28 protein-coding genes and 1 tRNA gene are annotated in these 24486 nt (G+C 71.5%); 14 read left to right on the top strand and 15 right to left on the bottom strand.

The window, feature by feature from the left end:
• Positions 1-66: 66 nt before the first annotated feature.
• On the top strand, positions 67-645 hold the full coding sequence (locus ABD999_RS21835; RefSeq protein ID WP_219543764.1) for a GNAT family N-acetyltransferase: 579 nt from the start codon (positions 67-69) through the stop codon (positions 643-645).
• Between the two features lie 30 nt (positions 646-675).
• Here ABD999_RS21835 and ABD999_RS21830 read toward each other — a convergent pair whose 3' ends face one another.
• Entirely contained in the window at positions 676-1281 is a 606-nt protein-coding gene (locus tag ABD999_RS21830; RefSeq protein ID WP_271275386.1) for a TetR/AcrR family transcriptional regulator, read from the bottom strand.
• A gap of 76 nt (positions 1282-1357) precedes the next feature.
• Here ABD999_RS21830 and ABD999_RS21825 point away from each other — a divergent pair, with 76 nt between their 5' ends.
• Positions 1358-2518, top strand: coding sequence for an FAD-dependent monooxygenase (locus tag ABD999_RS21825; RefSeq protein ID WP_271275387.1), 1161 nt, complete (start codon positions 1358-1360; stop codon positions 2516-2518).
• On the opposite strand, the gene ABD999_RS21820 is transcribed toward ABD999_RS21825, so the two are convergent.
• The 5 genes from ABD999_RS21820 to ABD999_RS21800 all read right to left on the bottom strand — a co-directional run bounded on the left by ABD999_RS21820 (position 2421) and on the right by ABD999_RS21800 (position 7882).
• Positions 2421-3305 carry a DMT family transporter gene (locus ABD999_RS21820; protein ID WP_148029588.1) on the bottom strand — a complete coding sequence of 295 codons (885 nt, stop codon included), beginning with the start codon at positions 3303-3305 and terminating at the stop codon, positions 2421-2423. The genes ABD999_RS21825 and ABD999_RS21820 overlap by 98 nt on opposite strands.
• 123 nt (positions 3306-3428) lie before the next feature.
• On the bottom strand, positions 3429-3803 hold the full coding sequence (locus ABD999_RS21815) for a VOC family protein (RefSeq protein WP_148029587.1): 375 nt from the start codon (positions 3801-3803) through the stop codon (positions 3429-3431).
• 36 nt (positions 3804-3839) lie between these two features.
• Positions 3840-6041, bottom strand: coding sequence for an accessory Sec system translocase SecA2 (gene secA2, locus ABD999_RS21810; RefSeq protein WP_378525186.1), 2202 nt, complete (start codon positions 6039-6041; stop codon positions 3840-3842).
• Between the two features lie 104 nt (positions 6042-6145).
• The gene (locus tag ABD999_RS21805) at positions 6146-7033 is read right to left on the bottom strand and encodes a DMT family transporter (protein WP_148029586.1); all 888 of its coding nucleotides are present in this window, start codon (positions 7031-7033) and stop codon (positions 6146-6148) included.
• Between the two features lie 252 nt (positions 7034-7285).
• On the bottom strand, positions 7286-7882 hold the full coding sequence (locus ABD999_RS21800; RefSeq protein ID WP_271275388.1) for a nucleotidyltransferase: 597 nt from the start codon (positions 7880-7882) through the stop codon (positions 7286-7288).
• A 79-nt stretch (positions 7883-7961) separates the two neighbouring features.
• Here ABD999_RS21800 and ABD999_RS21795 point away from each other — a divergent pair, with 79 nt between their 5' ends.
• Both ABD999_RS21795 and ABD999_RS21790 read left to right on the top strand, forming a co-directional pair.
• Entirely contained in the window at positions 7962-8447 is a 486-nt protein-coding gene (locus ABD999_RS21795) for a DUF1360 domain-containing protein (RefSeq protein WP_148029584.1), read from the top strand.
• A gap of 64 nt (positions 8448-8511) precedes the next feature.
• Positions 8512-8661, top strand: a complete 150-nt coding sequence (locus tag ABD999_RS21790) for a GPGG-motif small membrane protein (protein WP_020543887.1) — start codon at positions 8512-8514, stop codon at positions 8659-8661.
• A gap of 137 nt (positions 8662-8798) precedes the next feature.
• Here ABD999_RS21790 and ABD999_RS21785 read toward each other — a convergent pair whose 3' ends face one another.
• The 3 genes from ABD999_RS21785 to ABD999_RS21775 are packed head-to-tail and all read right to left on the bottom strand — an operon-like array spanning position 8799 to position 10809.
• On the bottom strand, positions 8799-9521 hold the full coding sequence (locus tag ABD999_RS21785) for a metallophosphoesterase family protein (RefSeq protein ID WP_219543759.1): 723 nt from the start codon (positions 9519-9521) through the stop codon (positions 8799-8801).
• Entirely contained in the window at positions 9514-9762 is a 249-nt protein-coding gene (locus ABD999_RS21780; protein ID WP_148029583.1) for a BON domain-containing protein, read from the bottom strand. The genes ABD999_RS21785 and ABD999_RS21780 overlap by 8 nt, the downstream gene beginning before the upstream one ends.
• A 48-nt stretch (positions 9763-9810) precedes the next feature.
• Complete coding sequence (locus ABD999_RS21775; protein ID WP_271275389.1) at positions 9811-10809, bottom strand: DNA topoisomerase IB; 999 nt, start codon at positions 10807-10809, stop codon at positions 9811-9813.
• A 56-nt stretch (positions 10810-10865) separates the two neighbouring features.
• Between ABD999_RS21775 and ABD999_RS21770 the strand changes: the two genes are divergently transcribed.
• The 3 genes from ABD999_RS21770 (at position 10866) to ABD999_RS21760 (ending at position 14085) form a co-directional block, all read left to right on the top strand.
• Positions 10866-11123, top strand: coding sequence for a hypothetical protein (locus ABD999_RS21770; RefSeq protein WP_271275390.1), 258 nt, complete (start codon positions 10866-10868; stop codon positions 11121-11123).
• 7 nt (positions 11124-11130) lie between these two features.
• Positions 11131-12144 (top strand): SDR family oxidoreductase, encoded by a 1014-nt coding sequence (locus ABD999_RS21765; protein WP_271275391.1) that lies wholly within the window; start codon positions 11131-11133, stop codon positions 12142-12144.
• Between the two features lie 114 nt (positions 12145-12258).
• Positions 12259-14085, top strand: coding sequence for a transketolase (locus tag ABD999_RS21760; protein WP_271275392.1), 1827 nt, complete (start codon positions 12259-12261; stop codon positions 14083-14085).
• Between the two features lie 105 nt (positions 14086-14190).
• Here the strand turns inward: ABD999_RS21760 and ABD999_RS21755 are convergent, their stop codons facing one another.
• Positions 14191-14577, bottom strand: coding sequence for a ChaB family protein (locus ABD999_RS21755; protein ID WP_148029579.1), 387 nt, complete (start codon positions 14575-14577; stop codon positions 14191-14193).
• A 14-nt stretch (positions 14578-14591) separates the two neighbouring features.
• The gene (locus ABD999_RS21750) at positions 14592-14873 is read right to left on the bottom strand and encodes a DUF6458 family protein (protein ID WP_148029578.1); all 282 of its coding nucleotides are present in this window, start codon (positions 14871-14873) and stop codon (positions 14592-14594) included.
• 37 nt (positions 14874-14910) lie between these two features.
• Here ABD999_RS21750 and ABD999_RS21745 point away from each other — a divergent pair, with 37 nt between their 5' ends.
• The 5 genes from ABD999_RS21745 to ABD999_RS21725 all read left to right on the top strand — a co-directional run bounded on the left by ABD999_RS21745 (position 14911) and on the right by ABD999_RS21725 (position 19450).
• On the top strand, positions 14911-15420 hold the full coding sequence (locus ABD999_RS21745; RefSeq protein ID WP_261808340.1) for a shikimate kinase: 510 nt from the start codon (positions 14911-14913) through the stop codon (positions 15418-15420).
• A 12-nt stretch (positions 15421-15432) separates the two neighbouring features.
• Positions 15433-15984 carry a GNAT family N-acetyltransferase gene (locus ABD999_RS21740; protein ID WP_271275393.1) on the top strand — a complete coding sequence of 184 codons (552 nt, stop codon included), beginning with the start codon at positions 15433-15435 and terminating at the stop codon, positions 15982-15984.
• A gap of 114 nt (positions 15985-16098) precedes the next feature.
• Positions 16099-17364, top strand: coding sequence for a serine/threonine-protein kinase (locus ABD999_RS21735; RefSeq protein WP_271275394.1), 1266 nt, complete (start codon positions 16099-16101; stop codon positions 17362-17364).
• A 74-nt stretch (positions 17365-17438) separates the two neighbouring features.
• On the top strand, positions 17439-18455 hold the full coding sequence (locus tag ABD999_RS21730) for a sugar kinase (RefSeq protein WP_271275395.1): 1017 nt from the start codon (positions 17439-17441) through the stop codon (positions 18453-18455).
• Between the two features lie 146 nt (positions 18456-18601).
• Positions 18602-19450 (top strand): DUF4429 domain-containing protein, encoded by an 849-nt coding sequence (locus ABD999_RS21725; RefSeq protein ID WP_271275396.1) that lies wholly within the window; start codon positions 18602-18604, stop codon positions 19448-19450.
• A 19-nt stretch (positions 19451-19469) separates the two neighbouring features.
• On the opposite strand, the gene ABD999_RS21720 is transcribed toward ABD999_RS21725, so the two are convergent.
• From ABD999_RS21720 to ABD999_RS21705, 4 genes are all read right to left on the bottom strand, one after another.
• On the bottom strand, positions 19470-21131 hold the full coding sequence (locus ABD999_RS21720; RefSeq protein ID WP_271275397.1) for a catalase: 1662 nt from the start codon (positions 21129-21131) through the stop codon (positions 19470-19472).
• Positions 21132-21311: 180 nt separating this feature from the next.
• Positions 21312-21388, bottom strand: a tRNA-Lys gene (locus ABD999_RS21715).
• A 54-nt stretch (positions 21389-21442) separates the two neighbouring features.
• Positions 21443-22366, bottom strand: a complete 924-nt coding sequence (locus ABD999_RS21710; protein ID WP_271275398.1) for a nucleoside hydrolase — start codon at positions 22364-22366, stop codon at positions 21443-21445.
• Positions 22367-22677: 311 nt separating this feature from the next.
• Positions 22678-23067 (bottom strand): OsmC family protein, encoded by a 390-nt coding sequence (locus ABD999_RS21705; RefSeq protein ID WP_148029562.1) that lies wholly within the window; start codon positions 23065-23067, stop codon positions 22678-22680.
• Between the two features lie 51 nt (positions 23068-23118).
• On the opposite strand from ABD999_RS21705, the gene ABD999_RS21700 reads away from it, so the two are divergent.
• Entirely contained in the window at positions 23119-23625 is a 507-nt protein-coding gene (locus tag ABD999_RS21700; protein ID WP_271275399.1) for a ferredoxin reductase domain-containing protein, read from the top strand.
• An 80-nt stretch (positions 23626-23705) separates the two neighbouring features.
• Entirely contained in the window at positions 23706-24479 is a 774-nt protein-coding gene (locus tag ABD999_RS21695; protein WP_271275400.1) for an FAD:protein FMN transferase, read from the top strand.
• Positions 24480-24486: the final 7 nt, after the last annotated feature.

Here is a 24486-nt window from a genome sequence, read left to right as displayed (position 1 = left end):
GGTCTCCGCCAAAACCCGCCAGGTGGCTCTCTCCCGTACGGACCGGTCCCCCGTAAGGTCACCGCCATGACCGCACACCTTCCCGCACCCGTGACGCTGGAGAACGACGTCGTCCGGCTGGAACCCCTCTCCCCCGGCCACGTGCCGGACCTGTTCGCCGCGGGCGGCGGTGACGACGAGGTGTGGCGGTGGATGCCGATCGCCACCCCGCGCGCCGAGGAGGAGCTGGCGGCGGCCGCCCGGGCGCTGATCGAGGACGACAGGCATGTGCCGCTGGCCGTGTTGCTCAAGGAGACCGGGCGGGCGGTCGGCTGGACCGCCTACTGCGACGTGCCGGGGTTCGACGAGAGCGTCGAGATCGGCTGGACCTGGTACGGCCGCGCCCACTGGCGCTCGGCCGTGAACACCTCCTGCAAGCTCCTGCTCCTCGACCATGCCTTCGACAAGCTCGGCCACAACCGGGTGCTGCTCAAGACCGACGCGCTCAACCTGCGCTCCCAGGCCGCCATCAAGCGGATCGGCGGGCTGCACGAGGGCACGCTCCGCCGCCACCGCCGCAGGCCGGACGGCACCTGGCGCGACACGGCCTGCTTCGGCATCCTCGACGACGAATGGCCGTCCCACCGCGCCCGCCTCACCGGCTGACGCCCGGCCCGCCCCGCCGCCGTCCCGGTGTCAGCCCTGCCGCCGCCGGCTCCGGCCGGCGGCGCTCCGGCCGTCGCCCTGGTCGGCGAGCATGCCTCTCAGCAGATCCCGCACGCCGGCCCGCAGGTCGTCCGGCGACGGCTCGGCGCCCGCGCCGGCGATGACGTCGAACATGACGCCCTCGGCGAACGCCACGAGCTGGCGGCCGTGCCGTACCGGATCACGCGAGCCCGCGGCGGCGAGCAGGGCGACGGCGGGATCGCGGAACCGGCGGCCCGCCCGGTCGTAGATCTCCCGCAGCTCCGGCCGCCTGGTCGCCTCCAGCGCCAGCTCGTAGCGGGCCAGCGTGCGCCGCCGGTCGCGCAGCTGGGCCGTCAGCACTCCGGCGAGCAGCTCGGTCAGGTCGGCGCCCGGCGGCGGCCCGTCGCCCATCGCCCCGGAGAACAGCCGCTCCTCCAGGTCGGTGAGCCGCGACAGGGTGAGCTCCAGGAGCGCGGCGCGGGTGCGGGCCACGTTGGACGTGGACCCGGGCGGCAGCCCGGCGGCCTCGTCGACCGCCCGATGGGTCAGCCCGCGCATGCCCCGCTCGGCCAGCAGGGTGATCGCCGCTTCCGCCACGGCCTCGGATCGCTTCACGGACCCCGATACTACGCTTGTAGTCCAAACTACGGGCGTAGTATGTTGCCACTACAGGAGTAGTGAGGGGATGGACATGAAAGCGATCGTCATCGGTGGCGGCATCGGAGGGCTGACCGCGGGTGTCGCCCTGGACCGCAAGGGATGGGACGTCACCGTCCTGGAGCGGACGCCGAAGCTCGAACCGGTCGGCTCCGGGCTGGCCATAGCGGTCAACGCGCTGCGCGCCCTCGACACCGTAGGGCTCGGCGACCCGGTGCGGGCGCGCGCCAGGATGCAGGGGCAGATCGGGATCCGCAGGCCCGACGGCCGCTGGCTCACCCACACCAGCGGCAGCGCGGCCGAGGAGCGCTACGGCGACCGGACGGCCGTGGTGCTGCTCCGCGCCCAGCTGGTGGACCTGCTGGCCGAGGCCCTCGGGCCCGACCGGCTACGCCTCGGCACCACGGTCACCGGCGTGGACGCCGCCACGGGCACCGTGCGGACGGACGCCGGCGAGTTCACCGGCGACCTGGTCGTGGCGGCCGACGGCATCCACTCCCCGACCCGCCGGGCGCTCTTCCCCGGCCATCCCGGGCCGGTCTACTCGGGGGTGACGGCCTGGCGCGGCCTGGCGCCCATGCCGGCCGCGCCTCCGCGCAACAGCGAGACCTGGGGCCGGGGGCTGGTGTTCGGCGCGCACCCGCTGGACGAGAAGACGGTGTACTTCTACGCCACCGACGTCGCGCCCGCAGGCGGCGCCGCCGGTGACGAGAGGGCGGAGCTGGTGCGCAGGTTCGGCGGCTGGCACGAGCCGATCCCCGAGCTGCTGCGCACCGCCGACCCGGCCCACGTCCTGCGCAACGACCTCTACTACCTGCGCGAGCCGCTGCCCGCGATGCACGCGGGGCGGGTGGCGCTGGTGGGCGACGCGGCCCATGCGATGACGCCCCACCTGGGCCAGGGCGCCTGCCAGTCGATCGAGGACGCGGTCGTGCTCGCCCACCTCGCCGGGGGCGACCTGGCCGCCTACACCGAGGCCAGGCTGAGCCGCACCGCCGGGATCGTGCGCAAGGCCATGAGCATCTGCCGGACGACCAAGCTGCGCAACCCGCTCGCCGTGGCCCTGCGCGACCTGGGCATGTCGCTGGCCACGCGGGTCACGCCAGATCTGATGCTGCGGCAAATGGACGGGGTTCTGCGGTGGCGGCCACCGGCGCCGGCCGGGAGTGATCGGGTGCGAGACGGCCGAGCGTGATCGTGCCGGCGATGGTCAGCGCCGCCGCGCACACGGCGGGGATCGCGGTGGACGGGCTGGTCGGCAACGACTCGCCGAGCAGCAGCGCGCCGGCCATCACCGACGTGATCGGGTCGACCACCTGCACGCCCGCGTAGGCGATGCCGAAGTAGCCGACCGCGTAGGAGCGCTGCAGCAGCACCACCGCGAAGATCAGCAGCACCGGGATGGCCAGCGTGAACCAGTGGACCAGCCGCCCGAGGTCGCCCTCCAGGCCGCCCCCCACCACCCGGACGAACGTCGAGACGCTGGCCGTGACCGCGCCCGCGCCGATCGCCAGCAGCATCGCCCTGACCGGCCCGCGCACCCGGGCGGCGGCGACCTGCGTGGCCAGCGCGATCAGCGTGATCACGCCGATGAACCCGAGCGCGGCCCCGTCGCTCAGCCGGGGCGTGACGTCCTGGTGGGGCACCAGCATCATCAGCCAGAGCAGGCCCACCGCCACCGCGATCGAGCCGAAGATCTCCGCCTTGTACGGTTTGCGACCGTACATGAAGGCGGCCAGCGGCACCGCGAACACCAGCGTCGCCACGCTGATCGGCTGGACCGCCACCAGCGGCGCGAAGCTCAGCGCGACCGCGTGGAGGCACGCGCCGGTGAACCCGATGACGCCGCCGATCCACCATCGGGGGCGCCGCATCAGCCTGAGCGACGCACCCTCGGCCACGGCTTCGTACTGCTGCAGCGCCGCCCCCAGCGCGTATCCGAGAGCGCCCGCCAGCGCGATGAGCACGCCGATCCAGGTCATGGGCGTGCTCGGAGGGGAGGAGATCCTTGGAGCATTGCCCCAGCTTAGAGGGTACGCGCCAGCCCCGAATCATCCTTTAGGCCATTCTTCCCCTTAAGGGGGCCGTGATCTGGCCCTCCGGGTTCAGGACTTCTCTGGGCAGACGCAGAACGCGTGGCCCTCCGGGTCCTGCATCACGATCCAGCCCACGCCCTCGTCGGTGACGCCCGGCTGGAACTCCGGCCTGGTGGCGCCGAGCGCGACGTACTCCTCGACGGCCTTCTCCACGTCGGGCACCCGGAAGTCGAAGTGGAACTGCTTGGCGGGGCTGGGCCACGGGACGGGCTCGCGGTCGGGCACCCTGCCGAAGTAGATGTTGGTCGTGCCGTCGCCCACGGCGGCGTACTCGTCCTCCGAGTACTGGATGGGCAGGCCGGTCAGCTGGTGGTAGAACTCCGCCAGCTTCTTCGGCTCCGCGCAGTCGATGGTCGTGGCGAGGAGCTTCGCTTTCGTCGTCATGCTCCGCAGCCTGCCAGGCATACCTGCCAACTACTGTCAGGTACGGGCGGGGCCGCCCTTGATCCGCTTGAGGATGCGGTCCCACTCGGTGCCGAACGGGTTGTCCTGCACCAGGTAGGTCCAGGTGGCCTCGGGACGCTTCAGGTCGGGCTCGGGGGCCTGGAACGCCTCCAGCGACCGTCGCTCGATCTCCGCCTGGAGCGTCTTGTATTCGGCCACCGCCTCCCGCTGGAACTCGTCGATCGGGCTCATCCGGCCCAGCGCCCGCAGGTGGATGCCCTCGCGCAGGTCGTGCAGGAACGCGAGGTGCTCGGTCCAGCAGGTGTCGATGGCGTGCAGCACGATCTGACGGGCCGTCTCCTCGCGGGTGTCCTCCGGCGCCGCCGCCCACTCCTCGGGGTGGGCCGCGGCCAGCGCGCGGGCCGCCGAGTCGGTGTGGAGCACCTTGTCGCGCCACTCCAGGATGAGCTCGCGCTGCTGCTCGAGCAGCCGGGTGTATCGCCAGGTGTTGCGGTGGATCTGCAGGTTGACGCCCTCGGCGATGCGCTGGGCGTGACCGACGATGTAGGCGGCGCGGCGGTGGCGCACCAGGCCGTCGGGGTCGGCGGCGGGCGGCCGCTCGTCGGGCGCGAACTGGGTGACCAGCTCGTCCTCCAGGCCGACGAAGAACACCGAGCCGCCCGGGTCGCCCTGCCGGCCCGCCCGGCCGCGGAGCTGGTCGTCCAGGCGGCTGCTGGCGTGGCGGCCGGAGCCGATCACGTACAGGCCGCCCAGCTCAGCGACGCCCTCGCCGAGACGGATGTCGGTGCCGCGGCCGGCCATCTGGGTGGACACGGTGATCGCGTCGCGCTCGCCCGCCCTGGCGATGATGGCGGCCTCTTCCGCGTCGTTCTTGGCGTTGAGCACCACCGGTTCGAGGCCGCGGCGGCGCAGCAGGTCGGCGAGGTTCTCCGACTCGGCCACGTCGAGCGTGCCGATGAGGATGGGCCTGCCGGTTTCGTGCACCCGCTGGATCTCCTCGACCAGCGCCGACTCCTTCTCCGGCACCGTCGGGTAGATCCGGTCGGGCTCGTCCTCCCTGACGCACGGCCGGTTCGGCGGGATCACCGCGACCTTCAGCCCGTAGAACTCGCCGAGCTGCTCGTGCACCGCGACGGCGGTGCCGGTCATGCCGCACACCCGCGGGTAGCGCCTGATCAGGCCCTGGATGGTGATCGAGTCGAGGATCTCGCCCTTGTCGCTGGCGGGCAGCGCCTCCTTGGCCTCGACCGCCGCCTGCAGACCGTTCGGCCAGCGCTGCAGCACCGCCACCCGGCCGCGCGACGGGTTGATGAGCTGCACCTTGCCGTCGCGCACGATGTAGTCGACGTCGCGGGTGAGCAGGGCGTGGGCGTGCAGGGCGAGGTTGAGCTCGATCAGCGTGCCGGGCTCGTCCTGGTCGTAGAGCTCGACGTCCAGCCGCTTCTCGACGGTCTCGGCGCCTTTGGGCGTCAGGTAGACGTTGCGGGCCTGCTCGTCGATCTCGTAGTGGTAGCCGCGGACGAGTGTGCGGACCAGCACCGCCATCTCGGGCACGGTGTTGCCGGCGTCGGACGAGCCGGCCATCACCAGCGGCACCCTGGCCTCGTCGACCAGGACCGAGTCGGCCTCGTCGACCAGCGCCACGTCCGGCTCCGGCACGATCAGCTCGCTCGCGTCGGTGCGCAGCCGGTCGCGCAGCACGTCGAAGCCGATCTCGCTGACCGGCCCGTAGGTGATGTCCTTCGCGTACGCCTCGCGCCGCTCGGCGGGCGTGGAGTTCTGGTCGAGCCAGCCGACGGTGACCCCCATGGCCTCGTAGAAGGGGGCCATCCACTCGGCGTCGCGCCTGGCGAGGTAGTCGTTGACGGACATGACGTGCACCCGCCTGCCCTTCAGGGCGTAGCCCGCGGCCGCCATGGCGCCGGAGAGCGTCTTGCCCTCGCCGGTGGCCATCTCCGCGACCTTGCCGTCGAGCAGCGCGAGCGTGCCGAGCAACTGCACGTCGTACGGGCGGAGCCCGAGGGTGCGGTCGGCCGCCTCCCTGGCGACGGCGCAGAACGCGGCCAGGTCGCTCATGTCGGGCCGGGGCAGCTCGTCGAGCGTCTTGAGGCGGTCGGCGTGCCCGGCGGCGGCCTTGACGACCTTCCGGTAGGGGCTCAGGTTCGCCCCTCCGGGGCGGTCCAGAAGGTTCCTGACGATTCCTGTTATCGAGGCCACAGTTCCTCCAACGCGCGCTTCGCCGGCGCCGTTCCCTCGCGCCGGGGCGCAGCGGTCCGCCGTACGGACCTTAACCCATACGACGGACCGCACTCGCCCGTCCGCTAGCCCCGTGCCCGCCGGGCCGGGAACACCCCGGCCAGCAGCAGCAACGCGCATCCGGCCCAGCCCGCGGGGCCGGGTCGCTCACCGAGCAACGCCACCCCGATCAGGGCAGCGAAGGCGGCCTCGCCCAGGGAGACGATGGCGACGGTGGTGGCGCTCAGCGCGGTGAGCGCGCGGAAGAACAGCCCGTAGGCCAGCGCGGTGGGCACCGCGCCGAGGAACGCGAGCAGCGCCGCGCTCTCCCAGCTCAGCCGGGGCAGCACCCCGCCGGCCAGCGCGAACGGCAGCACGCACGCGGCCCCCACGAGGAACCCGGCCGCGGCGGTGGCCAGCGGGTCCCCCGGCTCCTCCGCCGTGCCGAGCCGCCGTGACAACAACGTCACCCCGGCGTAACCGAACGCCGACAGCAGCGCGAACCCGGCCCCGCCGAGCGCGCCCCCCGCCCCGGAGCCGCCCGGCGCCTCCGGGGAGCCCGCCATCAGGAGGGCGAGTCCCGTCAGGGCGGCCAGGAGTGCGGCGAGGCCGGACCGGCCGAGCCGCTCGCCGAGGAGAAGACGCCCGCCGAGGGCGGTGAACACGGGCGTCGCGCCCATGGTGATCACGGTGGCCACCGCGACCCCCGAGCGCGCGATGGCCGCGAAGTAGGCGGCCTGGTAGACGGCCATGCCCGCGCCGACGACCAGCACGTGGCGGTCCAGCCGCCAGGACGCCCCGCCGAGCAGGGGCAGGAGGAACGCGGCGCCGAGGAGGAAGCGCCAGAAGGTGACGTCGAGGGCGTCGAAGCCGCCCGCGGCGAACAGCAGGGATCCCGCCGCGCCGCCGGTGCCCCACGCAGCCGCGGCCGTGACGACGTACCCGGTGGCACGCCGGATGGACAGTTGGGTCATGACAGATCGCTCCGGATGGGAGTGGTGGAGAAGGGCCCGGATGCGGGCAGCAGCCACCCCCGGATCGGTCAGACCCGGAAAATCAGGAAATGCCGCCCGCTAGCGGGCGGGAGGAGGGGAGCAGATCAATCGCGGCACGGGCTCACCTTAGCCGGGACGGAAAGCAGCGTTCATCCCGATATCGGCGAGCTCGCCCGGGGACATCGAAAAGGCCACGCCCGACGACGCGGCCCACGGCGGTTCCCCCGTGGCTCACGGCCAGGAGGTGTCACCCGCGGGCTCGACCGGCTTCTCCAGCACGGCCAGCCGTTCGAGCAGGGTCAGGAACGTGGCCGCGTACGGGGAGGACCCGGTCACCGCCGCGACCCTGGACCAGTCCACCTGCTCCCGCAGCGCCCTGACCTGGGGCAGCAGCGCGCCGTAGTCGCAGGCGTGCTCCGACAGCGGCATCAGCCAGGAGATCACCAGGTCCGTGGCCTCCAGGACCGGCACGATCACCGCCGACGCCTTCATCGGCTCGGCCCGGTCCAGCAACTCGTCAGTGACCGGGCGGTCGGACACCTTGAAGATCAGATCCACCAGCTTGCCGTCGTCGTACGCCTTGACCAGCCAGTCCTCGGGCGGCTTGGCCGTCCGGAAACCGATGCCCCGCAGCGCTTCCAGAGCCGCGGGCACGTCGTGCTCGGTGACCACGAAGTCCACGTCGTGCAGGGACGGCGCCGCGCCGCGCGCGTACGCAGCGCACCCTCCCGCCAAGGCGAATTTCACGCCCGCGTCCTTCAAACCGGAGCTCGCCCGTTTGAGCGTGTCAAGGATGGCGTCAGTGACCTCATGACTATGACTGCTCATGAGAGCGGGCTACCCTCAGGCCCTTCGAATAGGCCTGTCCCGGCGCGTGAACCGACGGCCGAAGGGTAGCCGCGACCCCATGACGGAGTACCTGGAAAAGACCGGGCAGGAGTACGAAGGCGAGCATGATCGTCCCCTGGGCACCTACGCCCGCATCATCGGCGTGTACGGGACGGTCGTGGCGGCGGCGGCCGTCGCGGCGAAGCTCACCGGCAGGCGGCCGCCGGAGCGGATCGGGCCGATGGACGTGGCCCTGATGGCGGCCTGCACGCACAAGCTCGCCCGCCTCCTGGCCAAGGATCCGGTCACCAGCCCGATCAGGGCGCCGTTCACCCGGTTCGAGGGCGTGAGCGGGCCGTCGGAGTTGAAGGAGGAGCCGCGCAACACGGTCGGCGAGCTGGTGAGCTGCCCGTTCTGCATCGCCCAGTGGGCGGCCACGGGTTACGCCATCGGCCTGGTGTTCGCGCCGCGCGCGACCAGGCTGGTGGGAGCGGCGATGACGGCGGTGGCCGCCTCCGACTGGCTGCAGTTCGCGTACGCCAAGCTCGCCAGGTCCGCCTCATGAAAGAGGAAAATATCGGCGGCACATCGAATGTTAAAGGTCCCGCCACGAGGGCAGTGGCTGTGTCATGGCTACTTTGCTCTGGATCATCGCGGTAATTCTCGTCATCGCCGGCATCTATGTGATTCTGGCCCGTCGCGATCTCCTCTGGGGGATCGTCCTGATCGTTCTCGGGTTCCTGGTCGGCCCCGGTGGGGTCAGCATCTTCAATGTGTAGGGCGTGTTCTGACGCCCCACACGCTCGTTCGTCGGGCCGGTGTTTATCACCGGCCCGATGAATTGCCATAAATGAAGAAGGAGTTGTACGCCGAAGAAGCCCTTCCCGGTCTCCGGGAAGGGTTTCACCATGAACGGCTACTCGTCGGCCAGGCAGTAGACCGCGTAAGCGGCGCCGAGCACCGGCAGGGCGACGTTGCGCACGCGGATGCCGCCGGAGGTCATGCCCTTCTCGGTGCCCCTGTGCGCGTGGCCGTGCAGGATCAGGTCGGCACCCGCCGTGTCGACCGCCTCGGCGAGCAGGTAACTGCCCAGGAACGGGTAGATCTCCAGCGGCTCGCCCTCCAGCGTCTCCTTGATCGGAGAGTAGTGCGACAGCACCACCCGGCGGTCGGCGTCGATCTCCTTCAGCGCGTGCTGCCAGGACTCGGCGATCAGCCGGGTGTGGCGGACGAAGTTCTTGGTCTCGCGCTCGCCGAACTCGCTCGCGCACTTGCCCGCGAACCCGCCGCCGAAGCCCTTGCCGCCGACCACGCCGAGCCGCGTGCCGTCGCACTCGATGACCGCGCTGTCGTCGTTCAGCACGATGACGCCGGCGTCGCGCAGCTCACTGGCGATCTCGTGCTGCATGTCGGAGTGGTAGTCGTGGTTGCCGAGCACGGCCACGACCGGGATCGGCAGGTCGCGCAGCTCGTCGGCCACCACCCTGCCCTCCTCCAGCGTGCCGTGCCGGGTCAGGTCGCCGGCCACCATGAGGATGTCGGCGCGGTCCCCGATGCCGTCCAGGCTCTTGCGGTACTGGCCGCGCACGTCCTCACCCAGGTGGATGTCTCCCACGGCCGCGATGCGCAGTTCAGTCAAGATGCTCTACCTCCCCTGGCCTGCCGACCTCGACGACGTTGATCTCGTTGTGCACGTGAAGGTCGGGAGCGGCCTCCCTGGCCACCTCGCCGAGCCGTTCACGTTGCTCGGCCCCGCTCACCTGGCCGCGCAGGAAAAGCTGATCGCCTCTCACGTCGACACGGATGCCGAGCTCATGCGTGCGGCGGTCCTCAGCCAGCGCCGCCTGGACGCGGGCCGCGACGTACTGCGGAGCTTCCATCGCTTCCCTCCCTATACTCCCTGCCGCGCATGCCCGGCAAAGAACCGCTCAAACGGTGCGAAGGAGGTTGATGACGGCTCGTTCCACCTTGCCGTGCGTGGCCAGCTTCCCCGGGTCCACGCCGGCTCCCAGCTCGGTCAGCGCGTGACCGATCGTCTTGTCCTCCTCGTACGCGCTGATCACCCGCGGATCCACGTACGAGGCCCGCGCCACGGCGGGGGTGTTGCCGAGATACTCGGCGACCTCCCGCATGACCCGGGTGACGGCCCGCTTCCTGGCCGTGTCGCTCTCGGCCATGCGGGAGACGGCCAGCCCGACGGCGGCCAGCACCGTGGCGTGCCAGGTGCGGAAGTCCTTGGCGGTGAACTCGCCGATGGTCTCGCGCAGGTAGTCGTTGATGTCCTCGCTGCGCACGTCCACCCAGCCGTTCTCGCCCCGGTAGCGGAGCAGCTCCCCCTCGGCGCTCAGGGACTTCAGCGACCGGACCACCCGGCAGGCGCCGGGGTCGGCCACCCGGATCTCACGCGGCACGTCGCCCTTGGCCGGGTACGAGCAGGTGATCGTGTTGCGCGAGCAGACGACGTGCTCCATCCGGAGCGTGGCCAGGCCGTAGGAGTCGTAGCTCTCGCCGCCGACGCGGAAGAAGCCGATGTCGAGCAGCCGCGCGGCGGCGGCCAGCACCCGTTCCTTGGTCAGCCCGCGGCCCCTGAGCTGCTCGTCGACGCTCTTCCTGAACGCGGGCAGCCGGTCGGCCAGCTCCAGCACCCGGTCGAACTTGGCCTCGTCCTGCTGCTGCCGCCACAGGTCGTGGTAGCGGTACTGGCGGCGCCCGGCCGCGTCGGTGCCGACCGCCTGCAGGTGCCCGTGGGGCGAGGCGCAGATCCACACGTCGGTCCAGGCCGGCGGGATCGTCAGCGCCCTGATCCTGGCCAGCGTCGCATGGTCGCGGACGGTCTCTCCGCCGGGTCCGTGATAGCTGAACCCGCGGCCTCGACGGCGCCGGGTGATCCCGGGTTCGTTCTGGTCGCTGGGATGCAGCTCGGGCACGTCTGCCGCGCTACCCGGCGTGTTAGGCGGCAAACGGCTCGGGCAGGTGCAGCTACATGAGCGACAACAAGGATTGGGTCGAGACAAGGGACAAGAAGGGCCATGCGATGGTCCCCGCCACGCCGCGGGACGTGGTCCACATCAGGGTGGGCTCGTTCATCCTGGTGTTCCTGTTCGCGATGTGCGTGCTCAGCCTCATCGCGAAGGCCTGGGTCATGACCGGGATCACCATCGTCCTGGCGATTCTCACGGTGATCAACATCTGGCGGGCCGTACGCAAGCAGAAGGACAGTGACGTCGGAGAGATCGGCTGACTCGCCCATGGCTCCCCACATCCTCCAGGACAGGGTGGTCGTCGTCACGGGCGCGAGCGGCGGGGTAGGCAGGGCGGTGGTGCGCGAGCTCGGCGCGAAGGGCGCCAAGGTGGCGCTCATCGCCCGGGGCACCACGGGCCTCGGCGCGGCGGCGGTCGACGTCGGCGCGGCCGGCGGCGTCGGCCAGGTCTACGAGGCGGACGTCGCCGACTACGAGCAGGTCAGGAAGGCCGCCGAGCGGATCGAGGCCGAGCTGGGCCCCATCGACGTATGGATCAACTCGGCGTTCTCCTCGGTGTTCGCCCGGTTCGCCGACATCTCCCCCGAGGAGTACGAGCGCGCGACCGCGGTCACCTACCTGGGCTACGTCTGGGGCACCAAGGTCGCCCTGGACCTGATGCGCCCCCGGAACCGGGGCACGATCGTGCAGACGGGTTCGGCCCTGGCGCACCGGGCCGTCCCCCTGCAGTCGGCGTACTGCGGCGCCAAGCACGCCATCAGGGGCTTCACCGAGTCCCTGCGCACCGAGCTGCTCGCGGAAGGGAGCGATGTCCGGGTCACGATGGTCCAGCTCCCGGCGGTGAACACGCCGCAGTTCGACTGGGTGCTGTCCAAGCTGCGCCGCCATCCCCAGCCGGTGCCCCCGATCTACCAGCCCGAGGTGGCCGCCCGGGGCGTCGTGTACGCGGCCGCGCACCCGGAACGCAAGGAGTACTGGGTCGGCGGCACCACCGCGGCCGCCCTCCTGGCCCAGCGCGCCGCCCCCGCGCTGGTGGACCGCTACCTGGCCAGGACCGGCGTCCAGGCGCAGCAGACCGACGGGCAGCCCTCGAGCGGCGCCGCGAACCTGTGGGAGCCGGCCGACGAGCATCAGGACCACGGCGCGCACGGCGGCTTCGACGACCGCGGCCACCACCGCAGCCCGCAGCTCTGGCTCTCCCAGCACCGCCGGTCGGTCATGCTCACCCTGGCGGCCGCGGCGGCGGCGGGCGCGGCGGCCCTGATGCGGAAATCCCGCTGAGCGGTCCCTTCTCGGCCGTTCCGGATGGGCCGGAACAAGCGGCCCATCCGGGAATCGCAGCACGATTCGCCCGATCCCCCACGGGTAGGCGCCCGGAAACGATCGGAGGGAATCATGGCTGAACGAGATCTGCGGTTTCTCGGAGAGCTGGCCGCGCAGCTCCGCGTCGACTCGGTGAGAGCCTCCGCCGAGGCGGGCTCCGGCCACCCCACGTCGTCGATGTCCGCCGCCGATCTGATGGCGGTGCTCTTCGCCCACCATCTGCGTTACGACTTCGAGGACCCGGGCAACCCGGCGAACGACCACCTCATCTTCTCCAAGGGCCACGCGTCGCCCCTGCTGTACTCACTGTTCAAGGCGGCCGGCGCGGTCACCGACAGGGAACTGCTCAGGTTCAGGAAGCGCGGCAGCCGGATGGAGGGCCATCCGACGCCCAGGCTGCCCTGGGTCGACGTCGCCACCGGCTCGCTCGGCCAGGGGCTGCCTGTCGGGGTCGGCGTGGCGATGGCCGGCCGGCTGGAGCGCATGCCGTACCGCGTGTGGGTGTTGTGCGGCGACAGCGAGCTGGCCGAAGGCTCCATCTGGGAGGCGGCCGAGCAGGCCGGCGACACGGGGCTGGACAACCTGACCCTGGTCGTGGACGTCAACCGCCTGGGCCAGCGCGGCCCCACCCGCCACGGCTGGGACACCGGGGCGTACGCGCGCAGGTTCGGCGCCTTCGGCTGGCACACGATCGAGGTCGACGGGCACGACCCCGGCGCGATCGACGACGCGTTCCAGGAGGCGCACGGCGTCCGCGGGCGGCCCACCGCCATCCTGGCCAGGACCCGCAAGGGCGAGGGCGTGCGGGCCGTGGCCGACCGCGAGGGCGCGCACGGCAAGCCGCTGAAGGAGCCGGAGCCCGCCGTCGCGGAGCTCGGCGGCGAACGCGACCTGCGGGTGGAGGTGCGGTCTCCGGACCGCGCGGGCGAGCCGTACCGGTTCGAGGGCGGCGAGCTGGTGCTGCCCGAGTACAAGGTCGGCGACCAGGTGGCGACCAGGAGCGCGTTCGGGGAGGCCCTGGCCGCGCTGGGCGCCGCCCGCGGCGACGTGGTGGCGCTCGACGGCGAGGTGGCCGACTCGACCAAGACTGAGGAGTTCGGCCGGGCGTTCCCCGAGCGGTTCTTCGAGATGTACATCGCCGAGCAGCAGCTCGTCGCCGCCGCCATGGGCCTGGCCGTGCGCGGCTGGGTCCCGTACGCGGCCACCTTCGCCGCCTTCCTCACCAGGGCGTACGACTTCATCCGGATGGCGGGCGTGAGCCGGTCGCCGATCCGGCTGGTCGGCTCGCACGCGGGGGTGTCGATCGGCGAGGACGGCCCGTCGCAGATGGGGCTGGAGGACCTGGCCATGATGCGGGCCGTGTACGACAGCACCGTGCTCTACCCGTGCGACGCCAACCAGGCCGCGGCCCTGACCGTGGAGATGGCGGACCTGACCGGGGTGTCCTACCTGCGCACCACGCGCGGCGCGACGCCGGTCATCCACCAGCAGGGCGAGCGTTTCCCCATCGGCGGCTCGTGCGTGCTGCGCCGTTCGCCGTCGGACCGGGCCACGATCGTGGCCGCAGGGATCACCGTGCACGAGGCGCTGGCCGCCGCCGAGACGCTGGCCGCCGAGGGCGTCCAGGTCGGCGTGGTGGACATGTACTCGATCAAGCCGATCGACACGGCGGTGCTGGTCGAGGCGGCGACCACGACCGGCAACCTCATCACGGTGGAGGACCACCGGCCGGAGGGCGGCCTGGGCGACGCCGTGCTGGACGCGGTGTCCGAGCTGGGGCCGCGGGTGGTGAAGCTGGCCGTGCACGGCATGCCCGGCTCGGCCACGCCCGGGGAGCAGCTCGCCGACGCGCGCATCGACCGCCACGCCATCGTCGCGGCGGTCAACAGACTGGTGTGAGCACCGAGAAGGCCGGCCGCCGTCTCCCGGGTGACCGCCCTCACGACACGTACGGGCCGGCCGCCGTCTCCGGTGGCCGGCCCGTACCGCCGCGGCGAGCGCGGATCAGCCGCGGGCCTTCGCGGTCGCTTTCCTGTTCGCCTTCTTGATGGCGTCCACGAGCTCCTGCTTGCTCATCTTCGAACGGCCGCTGATGTCCAGGTCGGCGGCCACGCCGCGCAGGTGCTCCTTGCTGGCGTTGGCGTCGACGCCCTCGGCCGTGCGTCCAGAACGGTCCGTCGCGCCCTTGTCCGACGGCCCCTTCTTCGACTTGGGCTCCCAGTGGTCTCCCACCTTCTCGAAGGAGTGCTTCAGCGCGGCGAAGGCCGTCATGTGGGCGCGCCTGCCCTCGCCGTACGTCTCGACGGCCGAGTCGTGCGCCTTCATCCACGTGTCCTGCGCCTTCTTCGGGGAGCGGCGGATGGTGGACGGGAGTTCCTCTCTGGCCGGCATGTCCGGCTCACCTCCTAGAGCGGCGGCTCGTCGTAGTGTCGACGCTCCTCGTACACGGTCGTCCTGCGCGCCTCGGGCTCCTCGTAGATCTCGTGCCGGTGGACCGGCTCCTCGATCGGGCCGACCGCCCTGCGCGTGACGTTGATCCGGTAGAGGGCGAACAGCAATCCGACCAGTCCGCCGAGCATGATGATCACGCCGACGACGTTGATGTCCACACCGGCGAGATCGAATTCGACGGCCCACGTGAGGATCGCACCGAGCATGATGAGGATGATGCTTCCGGCGATGGTCATTTGATTTACCTCCTTGACACGAGGAACCTCTATCCACATGAAGAAAAACAAACCAATCGTGTTAATCGGGCTGATGGGCAGCGGTAAGAGCACGACAGGTCGCCTCGTCGCCGAGGCTCTCGGCCTTCCGTTCAGCGACAGCGACTCCTTTCTGCGGTCGAGATACGGAGGCCCGTCCGCGGAGATCGCCGCCCGAGAGGGAGCCGACGTGCTGCACGAGCGGGAGGCCGAGCACCTGATCGAGGAGCTCGCCGGCGAGCCCAAGGTGATCGCCGCGGCGGCCAGCACGCTCGACGACGAGCGGGCCCGCGAGGCGATGCGCGCCGCCACGGTGATCTGGCTGGACGCCGACGACGAGGTGCTCACCCAGCGGATGCGCACCAGCGACCACCGGCCCGAATTCGCCCCGGCCGCCCTGCGCGCCCGGCGCGAGCCGTACTTCCGTGAAGTGGCGGACCTGAAGTACGACGTGGGCGTGCTCAAACCGGAGGAGGTGCTGGCGGCCGTGCTGCGCGATTCGGGTTTGCCCGCGCCCGGCCGGGACTGATAACCAGGGGCGATGTTCTCCGACAAACCCGTGCTGACCGGCGAGCGGGTGACGCTGCGGCCGGTGGGGGCCGAGCACGCCGACGGCCTGTTCGCGCTGGTCTCCGATCCCGAGGTGCGGCGGCTGACCGGCTCCCACGCCGCCTTCGAGCTGGAGGCGTGCCGGCGCTGGTGCGCCACGCGGGCCGGCCAGGCGGACCGCCTCGACCTGGCCATCGAGGCCGGCGGCGACTACGTGGGCGAGGTCGTGCTCAACGAGCTCGACGAGCCCAACCTGTCGTGCAACCTGCGCATCGCGCTCATCGGCGACCGGGCCTTCGGCAGGGGCTACGGCACCGAGGCCATCACGCTCGCCCTCGACCACGCCTTCCGCACCACGCCGCTGCACCGGGTGGGCCTGGAGGTGTTCGCGTTCAACGACCGGGCCCGCCACGTCTACGAGAAGCTCGGCTTCGTGGAGGAGGGCCGGCTCCGCGACGCGCTGCGCTGGGACGGCGAGTGGTACGACTCCCTCGTCATGTCCGTGCTGCGGCCCGATTGGCAAGCAAGATCCGGATTGCTGTAATAATGATCTTTACCCACGGGCTCCCCGAGGCGCGCGGGGGGCCTGTGGCGTTCTGGGAGCCGTGCGCAACAAATTCTCGTCGTGGTGCGTCTAAGCCTTTCGATGATGCGCTCGGTGCCTGGTGATCCCGAGAGGCTCGGCGGCTACTGGCTGGCGGGGCGGCTCGGCGCGGGCCGCCACGGCGTGGTCTACGACGCCTACGACGACGAGGGGCGCAGGTTCGCGGTCAGGGTGCCGCGCGGTCCCCTCCCCCGCGTCCGGCCCGTGACCCACCCGCATCTCGCGAGCGTCCTCGAAGTCCGGTCCGGCGGCACGCCCGCCTACGTGGTGAGCGAGTTCGCGAGCGGGCCGTCCCTGCGGGAGGCGATCTCCCTGCACGGCCCGTACGCGGGTGAGGAGCTGGTCGCGCTGGCCACGGCGGTGGCGTCGGCGCTCGCCTGTCTCCACGGCGCCGGGCTCGCCCACGGCGACCTGCGGCCGGGCAAGGTGCTGCTCACCGGCGACGGCCCGAAGGTGATCTGCCCCGGCGTGCCCGGCTCGATCGGCGGCACCCGCACCTACCTCGCCCCCGAGGTCGTCACGGGGCAGCCGGGCGGCGCGGCGGGCGACGTGTTCGCCTGGGGCGCGCTGGTGCTGTTCGCGGCCACGGGCGACGACCCGTTCCGCGGCGGCTCCATGGGCGAGGTCATGCACCGGCTGCTGTCCTGCGACCCCGACCTGACGGCGCTCCCGCCGCGGCTGCGCGACCGGGTGGCGCGCGCCCTGTCCAAGGACCCGTCGTCCCGGCCCCCGGCCTCCGCCCTGCCGCTCCCGACGTCGGCCCGGGTGCCGTCCCTGCCGGGGCCGCCCGCGCTGGGCGAGGTGGCCGAGGAGCTGTACGCGTCCTTGACCGCCGTCGAGCGGGACCGGCTGAGGGACCTCCTGGTCGAGCTGGCCCCCGGCGCGCCACCGGCCGCCGCCCCCTCCCTCGACGAGCCCGTCCTGTCCCGGCTGCTGGAGTCGGGGCTGCTGGTCCGGCCCAGCGTCGCCGTCCCGCCCGCCCGCACCGACGCCGGCACCCTGGTGGCCGTCACCGGCGACCGCCTCGTGCCCGCCACCGCCGCCCTCTTCCACGCCTGGCCGCGCCTGCGCGGCTGGCTCGACCGGCCGCGCGAGGAGACCCGCTCGTGGGCGCTGGCCTGCCTGCCGTCGTCCCGGCCCAGACGGCTCGGGCTCCTGTCGCCCGCGCTGGCGCTGGTCGCCGCCGTCGCCCTGGCCGTCAGCGTGGCCACCGTCGTCAAGGACGCCCGCCGCACGCTCGAATGGCTCGGCGACGCCACCTCCGGAGTCGCCCCCCTCCTCCCCGTCCCCGCACCGGAACCACCACCGAGCCGCCGCTGACGGGTCGCCCCCGGCCGGAGCCCTCAGATCCTGACGATTGGCATACGGGCGCGCGCCGAAATAGGTTTTCATGCGTGCCCGAACTCAATCCGATGACAGACCTGGTGACCTTCGGCGAGACGATGGCCCTGTTCGCGGCCCGCCGCACCGGCCCGCTGCGCTTCGCCCGCGACTTCGACCTGGGGCTCGGCGGCGCCGAGTCCAACGTGGCGATCGGCGTCGCCCGGCTGGGCCGCACGGCCTGCTGGGCGGGCCGGGTGGGCGCCGACGACTTCGGCGACCTGATCCGCTCGGCCCTCGCGGGCGAGGGCGTGGACGTGCGTGCCGTCCCCGACCTGGAGGCGCCGACCGGCCTGATGATCAAGGGCCGCCGCACGGCCGACCACATCGACGTCCGCTACTACCGCGCGGGCAGCGCCGGCTCGCGCATCCGTCCGGAGGACCTGGACCCGGACCTGATCAGAGGCGCCCGCGTGCTGCACGTCACCGCGATCACCCCGGCCCTGTCGGAGTCCGCCCGCGCGACCGTACGGCACGCCGTCGAGGTGGCGCGGAGCGCGGGAGTCCCGGTGTCCCTGGACGTCAACTACCGCAAGGCCCTGTGGTCCCCGGCGGAGGCGGGCGCCTGGCTGCGCGAGGTGATCGGCCAGGTGGACATGCTGTTCGCCACGGAGGAAGAGGCCCGCCTGCTCCTCCCGGACACCTTCCCGGCCCCGCCGCACGAGCCGCGGGAGGACGCGGAGGGAGCCGTCCCGGAAGGGCCGGTCGCGGTGGCGGAGGCGCTGGCCGCGCTGGGCCCGCGCCACGTGCTGGTCAAGCTGGGCTCGCGGGGTGCTGTCGAACTGTCCGACGGCGTCGCGTACCGGGCGCCCGCCTACCAGGTCACCGAGGTGGACCCGGTGGGCGCGGGCGACGCGTTCGCCGCCGGATGGCTGGCCGACTGGCTGGAGGGCGCCGAGCCCGAGCACCGGCTGCGCACCGCCTGCGCCGCAGGGGCGTTCGCGGTCACCTCCCAGGGCGACTGGGAGAGCCTCCCCCGCCGCGCCGACCTGGCACTCCTCGACCGCACCACCGACGGAGTCAGCCGATGACGACGGCGAACTCCAGCGCCTCCACCAGGTGCTCCGGGTACGGCAAGCCGGTCGGTCGCCGCTGGGCGCCACCTCCCGCCCCATGAGACGGGTCTCGCTACTTAAGTCGCGCTACCGGACGGTTTCCCGCTACTAGGCTGGAACGCATGGCTGAGATCGCGCTTGCCGACGGCGTGTGGACCTTCGACGGCGAGACGCTGCGGATCGTGCCGGGCAGCGGGCGCGACGTGCACGAGATCCGCAAGGCGCTGGGAGAGCTGGTCATCCCGCTGGAGGCGATCGCGGGGGCCACGTTCGAGCCCGCGCGCAAGGGCGGCCATCTCAGGCTGCGGCTGCGCAAGGGGGCCGACCCGCTGACCGACGCGGTGGCGGGCTCGCTCACCGCGCCCGCCGACCCGTACCGGTTGCAGATCCCGAAGGACCGCACCGGCGCGGCCGAGTACTTCGCCGACGAGATCCGCGACAGCCTCGCGGTGTGGCAGACGGCTGCGGGGCCGTGCGAGGACTTCGTGCTGCCCGGCCCGGAGGTGCCGATCACGGCGACCGCGGGCGACGGCACGGTGAGCTTCGACGGCGAGCGCGTGCGCGTCGAGTGGACCGGTTTCGCCTCGACGGCCAAGGACGAGGCGGGCCCGCAGGAGTTCGCGGTGGCCGACCTGACCGGCGTGGAGTGGAAGCCGCAGAGCGGCATGGGCTACGGCGTCCTGCGTTTCCATCCCAAGGACGAGGGCCCGCTCAGGCCGCCGCAGAAGGACCCGCGCTGCCTGTCGTGGGGGGTGCAGCGGTTCGGCGGGACGACCTGCCTGGTCGCGGCGGCCGTCCTGGCCCGCATCCCGCGCGGGCCCGCCGAGCTGCCCCCGCCGCCGAGCACGACGGCGGAGACGCAGACGATCCTGGGCCAGTTGTCCGAGCTCGGCGAGCTGCACCGCCAGGGCGTGCTGACGGACGAGGAGTTCAGCGCGGCGAAGCAGGCCCTGCTCCGCCGCCTGGGGTGACTTCCGGGACTGTCCGGGACTACTGCTCGGCGCGCGCGGCGCGCTCGTTCGGCACGCAGTGCGTCATCTTCAGGCCCTGCACGTCGCGCGGCCCGTTCCTGCCGAGGTTCGCCATGCGCTCCCGCTCCTCCTTGGTGAGGTCCTGGGTCGCGAGCGGCTCCAGGTGCGCCACGTCGTCGGGCGTGATGCCGAGCCCCTCGCCGACGCGCAGGCCCAGCTCGTCCTCGGCCATGAGGAAGTGCCAGACCATGCGCTCGGCGATGCGCCGGTCGCACTGCTTGAGGTTCGCCGTGAAGTTGGCCACCAGGTCGTCGCGTTCCCATTCCTCCATGAGCAGGTAACGCTGCCCCGCCTGGGTGTAGTCGTTGGTCCTCGGGATGCGCTTGCGGGTCAGCCGCCCGGAGATGACCGGCCCCTCCTCGTCCACGGTGGGGTACTCGGCCTCGCGCAGCCCGTCGATCAGCGACGGCTCGTAGTTGATGTGCGGCGACTCGCCGGCGGTGTCGACGAAGTACGTCATCTGACCGTCGCGCTGGTTCGTCCGGATCTCCGCGTTCTTCGCCTGGTTGACCGGGAGCTGCAGGTAGTTCGGGCCGACCCGGTAGCGCTGGGTGTCGCTGTACGAGAACGTCCGGCCGACGAGCATCTTGTCGTCGGAGAAGTCCAGGCCGTCGACCAGCACGCCGGTGCCGAAGGAGATCTGCTCGTTCTCGGCGAAGTTGTTCGACACGTTGCGGTTGAGCACCAGCCGCCCGACCGGCCTGGCCGGGAACTCGTTCTCCGGCCACACCTTGGTGTCGTCGAGCGGGTCGAAGTCGAGCTCGGGGTGCTCGTCGTCGCTCATCATCTGCACGAGCAGCTCCCACTCGGGGTAGTCGCCCCGGTCGATCGCCTCGTGCAGGTCACGGGTGGCGTGCCCCAGGTCCTGGGCCTGGACGACGGCGGCGTCCAGCTCGGTCATGCTGCGCACGCCCTGCTTGGGCATCCAGTGGTACTTGACCAGCACGGTCTCGCCCTGCTGGTTGACCCACTTGTAGGTGTTGACGCCGAACCCCTGCATGTGGCGGTAGTCGGACGGGATGCCGCGCGGGCTGAACAGGTTGACCAGCATGTGCAGGCACTCGGGCGTCTGCGACATGAAATCGAAGATCCGGTTCGGCTCCTGCCGGAACGTCACCGGGTCGGGCTTGAGCGAGTGGATCACGTCGGGGAACTTGATCGCGTCCCGGATGAAGAACACGGCCAGGTTGTTGCCGACCAGGTCCCAGTTGCCGTCCTCGGTGTAGAACTTGACCGCGAACCCCCGAGGGTCGCGGGCCGTCTCCGCCGAGTCCCGGCCGCCGATGACCGTGGAGAACCGCAGCGCCACGTCGGTCCGCTTGCCCGCCTCCTGGAACAGCTTCGCGCGGGTGTAGCGGCTGATCGGCTCGTCGCCGATCTTCCCGTACGCTTCGAAGAAGCCGAACGCGGTCGCGCCGCGGGCGTGCACCACCCGCTCCGGGATGCGCTCCCGGTCGAAGTGGCTGATCTTCTCCAGGAACTGGTAGTTCTCCAGCGTCGCGGGGCCTCTGGCGCCGACCGTGCGCTGGTTCTGGTTGTCGTATACGGGGTGGCCTTGCCGGTTCGTCAGAATCTGCCGCTGGTCACCGGTGCCGGACCCCTGTCCGGAAACATCTGTCATGTCACCGTTCCTCTCCTCCGTTGGCCTCTTCCCCCCATGCCCTCAACCCTCGACAGCTCACAGGCAAAGACTCACTCCTGCCCTGTCGCGGGCTGAGGTGGGTGGAGGAGGACTCGTCACGGAAACCGGTCCGGACATGAAACAACCCCGACCCGGCTGAACCGAATCGGGGTTTCTTGATGGTGCGCCGCCAGGGACTCGAACCCCGGACCCGCTGATTAAGAGTCAGCTGCTCTGACCAACTGAGCTAGCGGCGCCCGCAACACGTGTAACTGTATCAGCCGCCGAACACTCCCCGCACCACGCGCGCGTCAGCCCAGACGCTCCGCCAGCCTGCCGTACGCGTCCAGCATCGTGTCCCAGAAGCGGTCCACGTCCAGGTGGGTGCCGACGAGCGCGTTGGGGACACGGTCCATCGGCCGGAAGTCCACGACGGTCATGCCCCGGGTGTGCTCGCCCCTGATCTCCACGTCGACCACGGCCGGCGTCATCGTGACCAGGGCCGGGTCCAGCACGTACGCCACCGCGCACGCGTCGTGGATGGTGGGGCCGCCGTCGGCGGTGACCACGCCGTAGGAGGTGGCGGCGGGGATCAGGAACTCGGCCAGGCGGCCGAGTGGCCGCATGCGGTCGAGCACCGCGGAGGTGACGACGGCGGTGAGCGTCACGTCCAGGCCCAGCATCTTCACCGTCCAGCCGGACCTGAAGACGATGGCGGCGGCCTCCGGGTCGGCGAGCATGTTGAACTCGGCGGCCGGGTTGTGGTTGCCGCGCGTGGCGGAGCCGCCCATGATGACCAGGTCGCGGGCCCACTCCACGACGCGCGGCTCCTTGCGGACGGCGAGCGCGATGTTGGTGAGCGGGCCGATCGCGACGAGGGTGACCTCGCCGGGGGCGGCGCGCAGGGTGTCGATGATGACGTCGACCGCGTGCCCGTCCGCCGCGGCGCGCACCGGTTCGGGGAGCACGGCGGCGCCGAGGCCGGTGGGTCCGTGCACGTGATCGGCGCGGACGACGGGGTGCAGGAGGGCGCCGGGGCTTCCCGGGGCGACCGGGATGTCGCCCAGGTCCAGGAACTCCCGCAGCGCCAGCGCGTTCCTGGTGGTCACGGCCAGGTCGGCGTTGCCGCCCACGGTGGTGACGGCGACGACCTCCAGACCGGGCGCGCCGGCCGCGAGGGCCAGGGCCATGGCGTCGTCGATGCCGGGATCGCAGTCAATGAGGATCTTCGTCACGGAACCGTACGATACGCAAAGATCAAAAAGTCGGAGCCGGGCGGTCTGCCGCCCGGCTCCGGTGGGTATGAGACCGGGGCCGGGCAGTTCCCCCAAATCTGCCCGACCCCGGTCCGGTGGCGGTCCAGGCCGGTCGGCTTTCCCCCAAAAGCCCCGGCGGTCCCGCGCTGCAGACGAGCGGTCCCCCTCCGCTGCCTGCTTTTCGGTGTAGGTCTCTCGGCCGGTCACCATGCTTCCGACCTGTCTACGACGCTACCGGGGCCTATGCAACGACCGCGTCATAACGCAGTCGAATATCCGTTTAATCAGGGCTACGGGATCTCCAAACGGACCTCGGTGCCCTCTTCGAGCGAGCGGCCGACGGTGCAGTACTTCTCGTGCACCCGGTGCGCCACCGCCCTGAACACCTCGTCGGCCTCCTCCGAGGGCAGCTCGACGTCGTAGCGGACGGTGACGGGACCCAGACGGTTCGGCTCGACCTTGTCGGCCGAGACCTCCATGGCCAGGCGCACCAGCCGCTGGCCGCGCTTGGCGGTCAGCGGCTCGACGGTGACGATGTGACACCCGCCCAGCGCCGCGAGCAACAACTCGACAGGCGTGAACACGCCGTCCTCCGCACCACCCATCCGCACCTGGGCGCCCCTGGCATTGGTCGCCAGGAATCCGCCGTCCTCGGTCCGCTCTACCCGCACGTTAGCCATGTTTTAGACCTTACTCAGACGCTTCTCATCTTCGAGACGCATCGTTCAATCATGGCTAGTGAGCGGAAATTCCTCGGTTCCCTCCTCTTCTGTCTGGGAGCGGGTGCGGCGCCGGCCGCGTACCTGCTCGGTCACGCGTCCCCGGTCACGGGCGCGGCTCTGGCCGTGTACGCGGTGGCGGCCGTCATGGCGGTACGCGTCCACGGCCGGCACACGAAGGGCACCGTGCTCATCGCCACCGGGCTCGAGCCCGGCGCGCTGCGGCGGCTGCTGGCCGGCAAGGGCGCGGACACCGTCGCCGTCTACCGCACCGAGCGGGTCGACGCCGAACTGCTCGACCTTCACCAGCGGTACGGCCTGGTGCTGGTGGTCGGCGCGGAGCACGACCCGCGGACGAAGGAGCGGCTGAGCGCCTCCGGCCTGAGCAGGCAGGTTCCGGACATCGTCGAGCGCGAGGTGATCCTCGCCGGCCCCCGGCACTTCCAGCGGTACGTGCGCGGCGCGCTCTCCCGGCTGGCCGTCCCCGGCGCCCAGGTGCGGACGGCCAGGACACGGTAAAAGGCCGGTAAAGCTGCGGCATACCCTTAACCCGACATTACGGACGTTATGAGAGTGTTACTGGGGACAAGGAGGCGAAGGTGACGACTTTCCCCGGAACGGCCCGTGTCGGGAACTTCATGGGCACACACGTCAGTGTCGACATCCGTACCGCCCTGCCGACGCGGGAGCTCACTCCCGTGCTCGACCACGCGTTCAGGTGGCTGCGGTGGGTGGAAGAGACGTTCGACCCGGACGACGAGGACAGCCAGATCTTCCGCCTCAACCGCGGGCAGACCCTGCGTCAGGTGCCGGAGCTCGTCGAGGTGCTCCACCGGTGCGACGAACTGAGCAAAGCGACCGACGGCTGGTTCGAGGCCCGGATCGACGGCAGGGTCGACCCGTCCGGCTACATCAAAGGCTGGGCGCTGGAGCGGCTGTCACGGGCGCTGACGCAGTCGGGAGCGGTCGACCACCTCATCGACGCCGGCGGCGACATCCGGGTGCGCGGCTCGGCCTCGCCGGGCAAGCGCTGGCGGATCGGCGTCCGCGACCCGAAGACCGGGGTGGTGCGCAGGGTCCTGTTCGCCCACGACCTGGCCGTCGCGACCTCCGGCCGCGCCGAGATCGTGAACCCCCGTACGGGCGAGCGGCAGGAGGCCCTGTCGTCCGTCACCGTGCTCGGCCCCGACCTGGGAGTGGCGGACGCCTACGCCACCGCCATGTACGCGATGGGACCGGTGCTCGCCAGGCGCTTCGGGATCGAGCTGGGCGAGGGCCCGTACCAGAGCCTGATCGTGACCCGTGACGGCCAGGAGTTCGGCACCCCCGGCCTGGCCGCCTACAGCGGGGCGGGCACCCTGCTGGCCGGCTAGCTGGCCG

Source organism: Nonomuraea ferruginea (assembly GCF_039540635.1).
Taxonomy (GTDB): Bacteria; Actinomycetota; Actinomycetes; order Streptosporangiales; family Streptosporangiaceae; genus Nonomuraea; species Nonomuraea ferruginea.
Note: the sequence above shows the minus strand (reverse complement) of the source record. Positions and strands in the feature narration are given on the sequence as shown.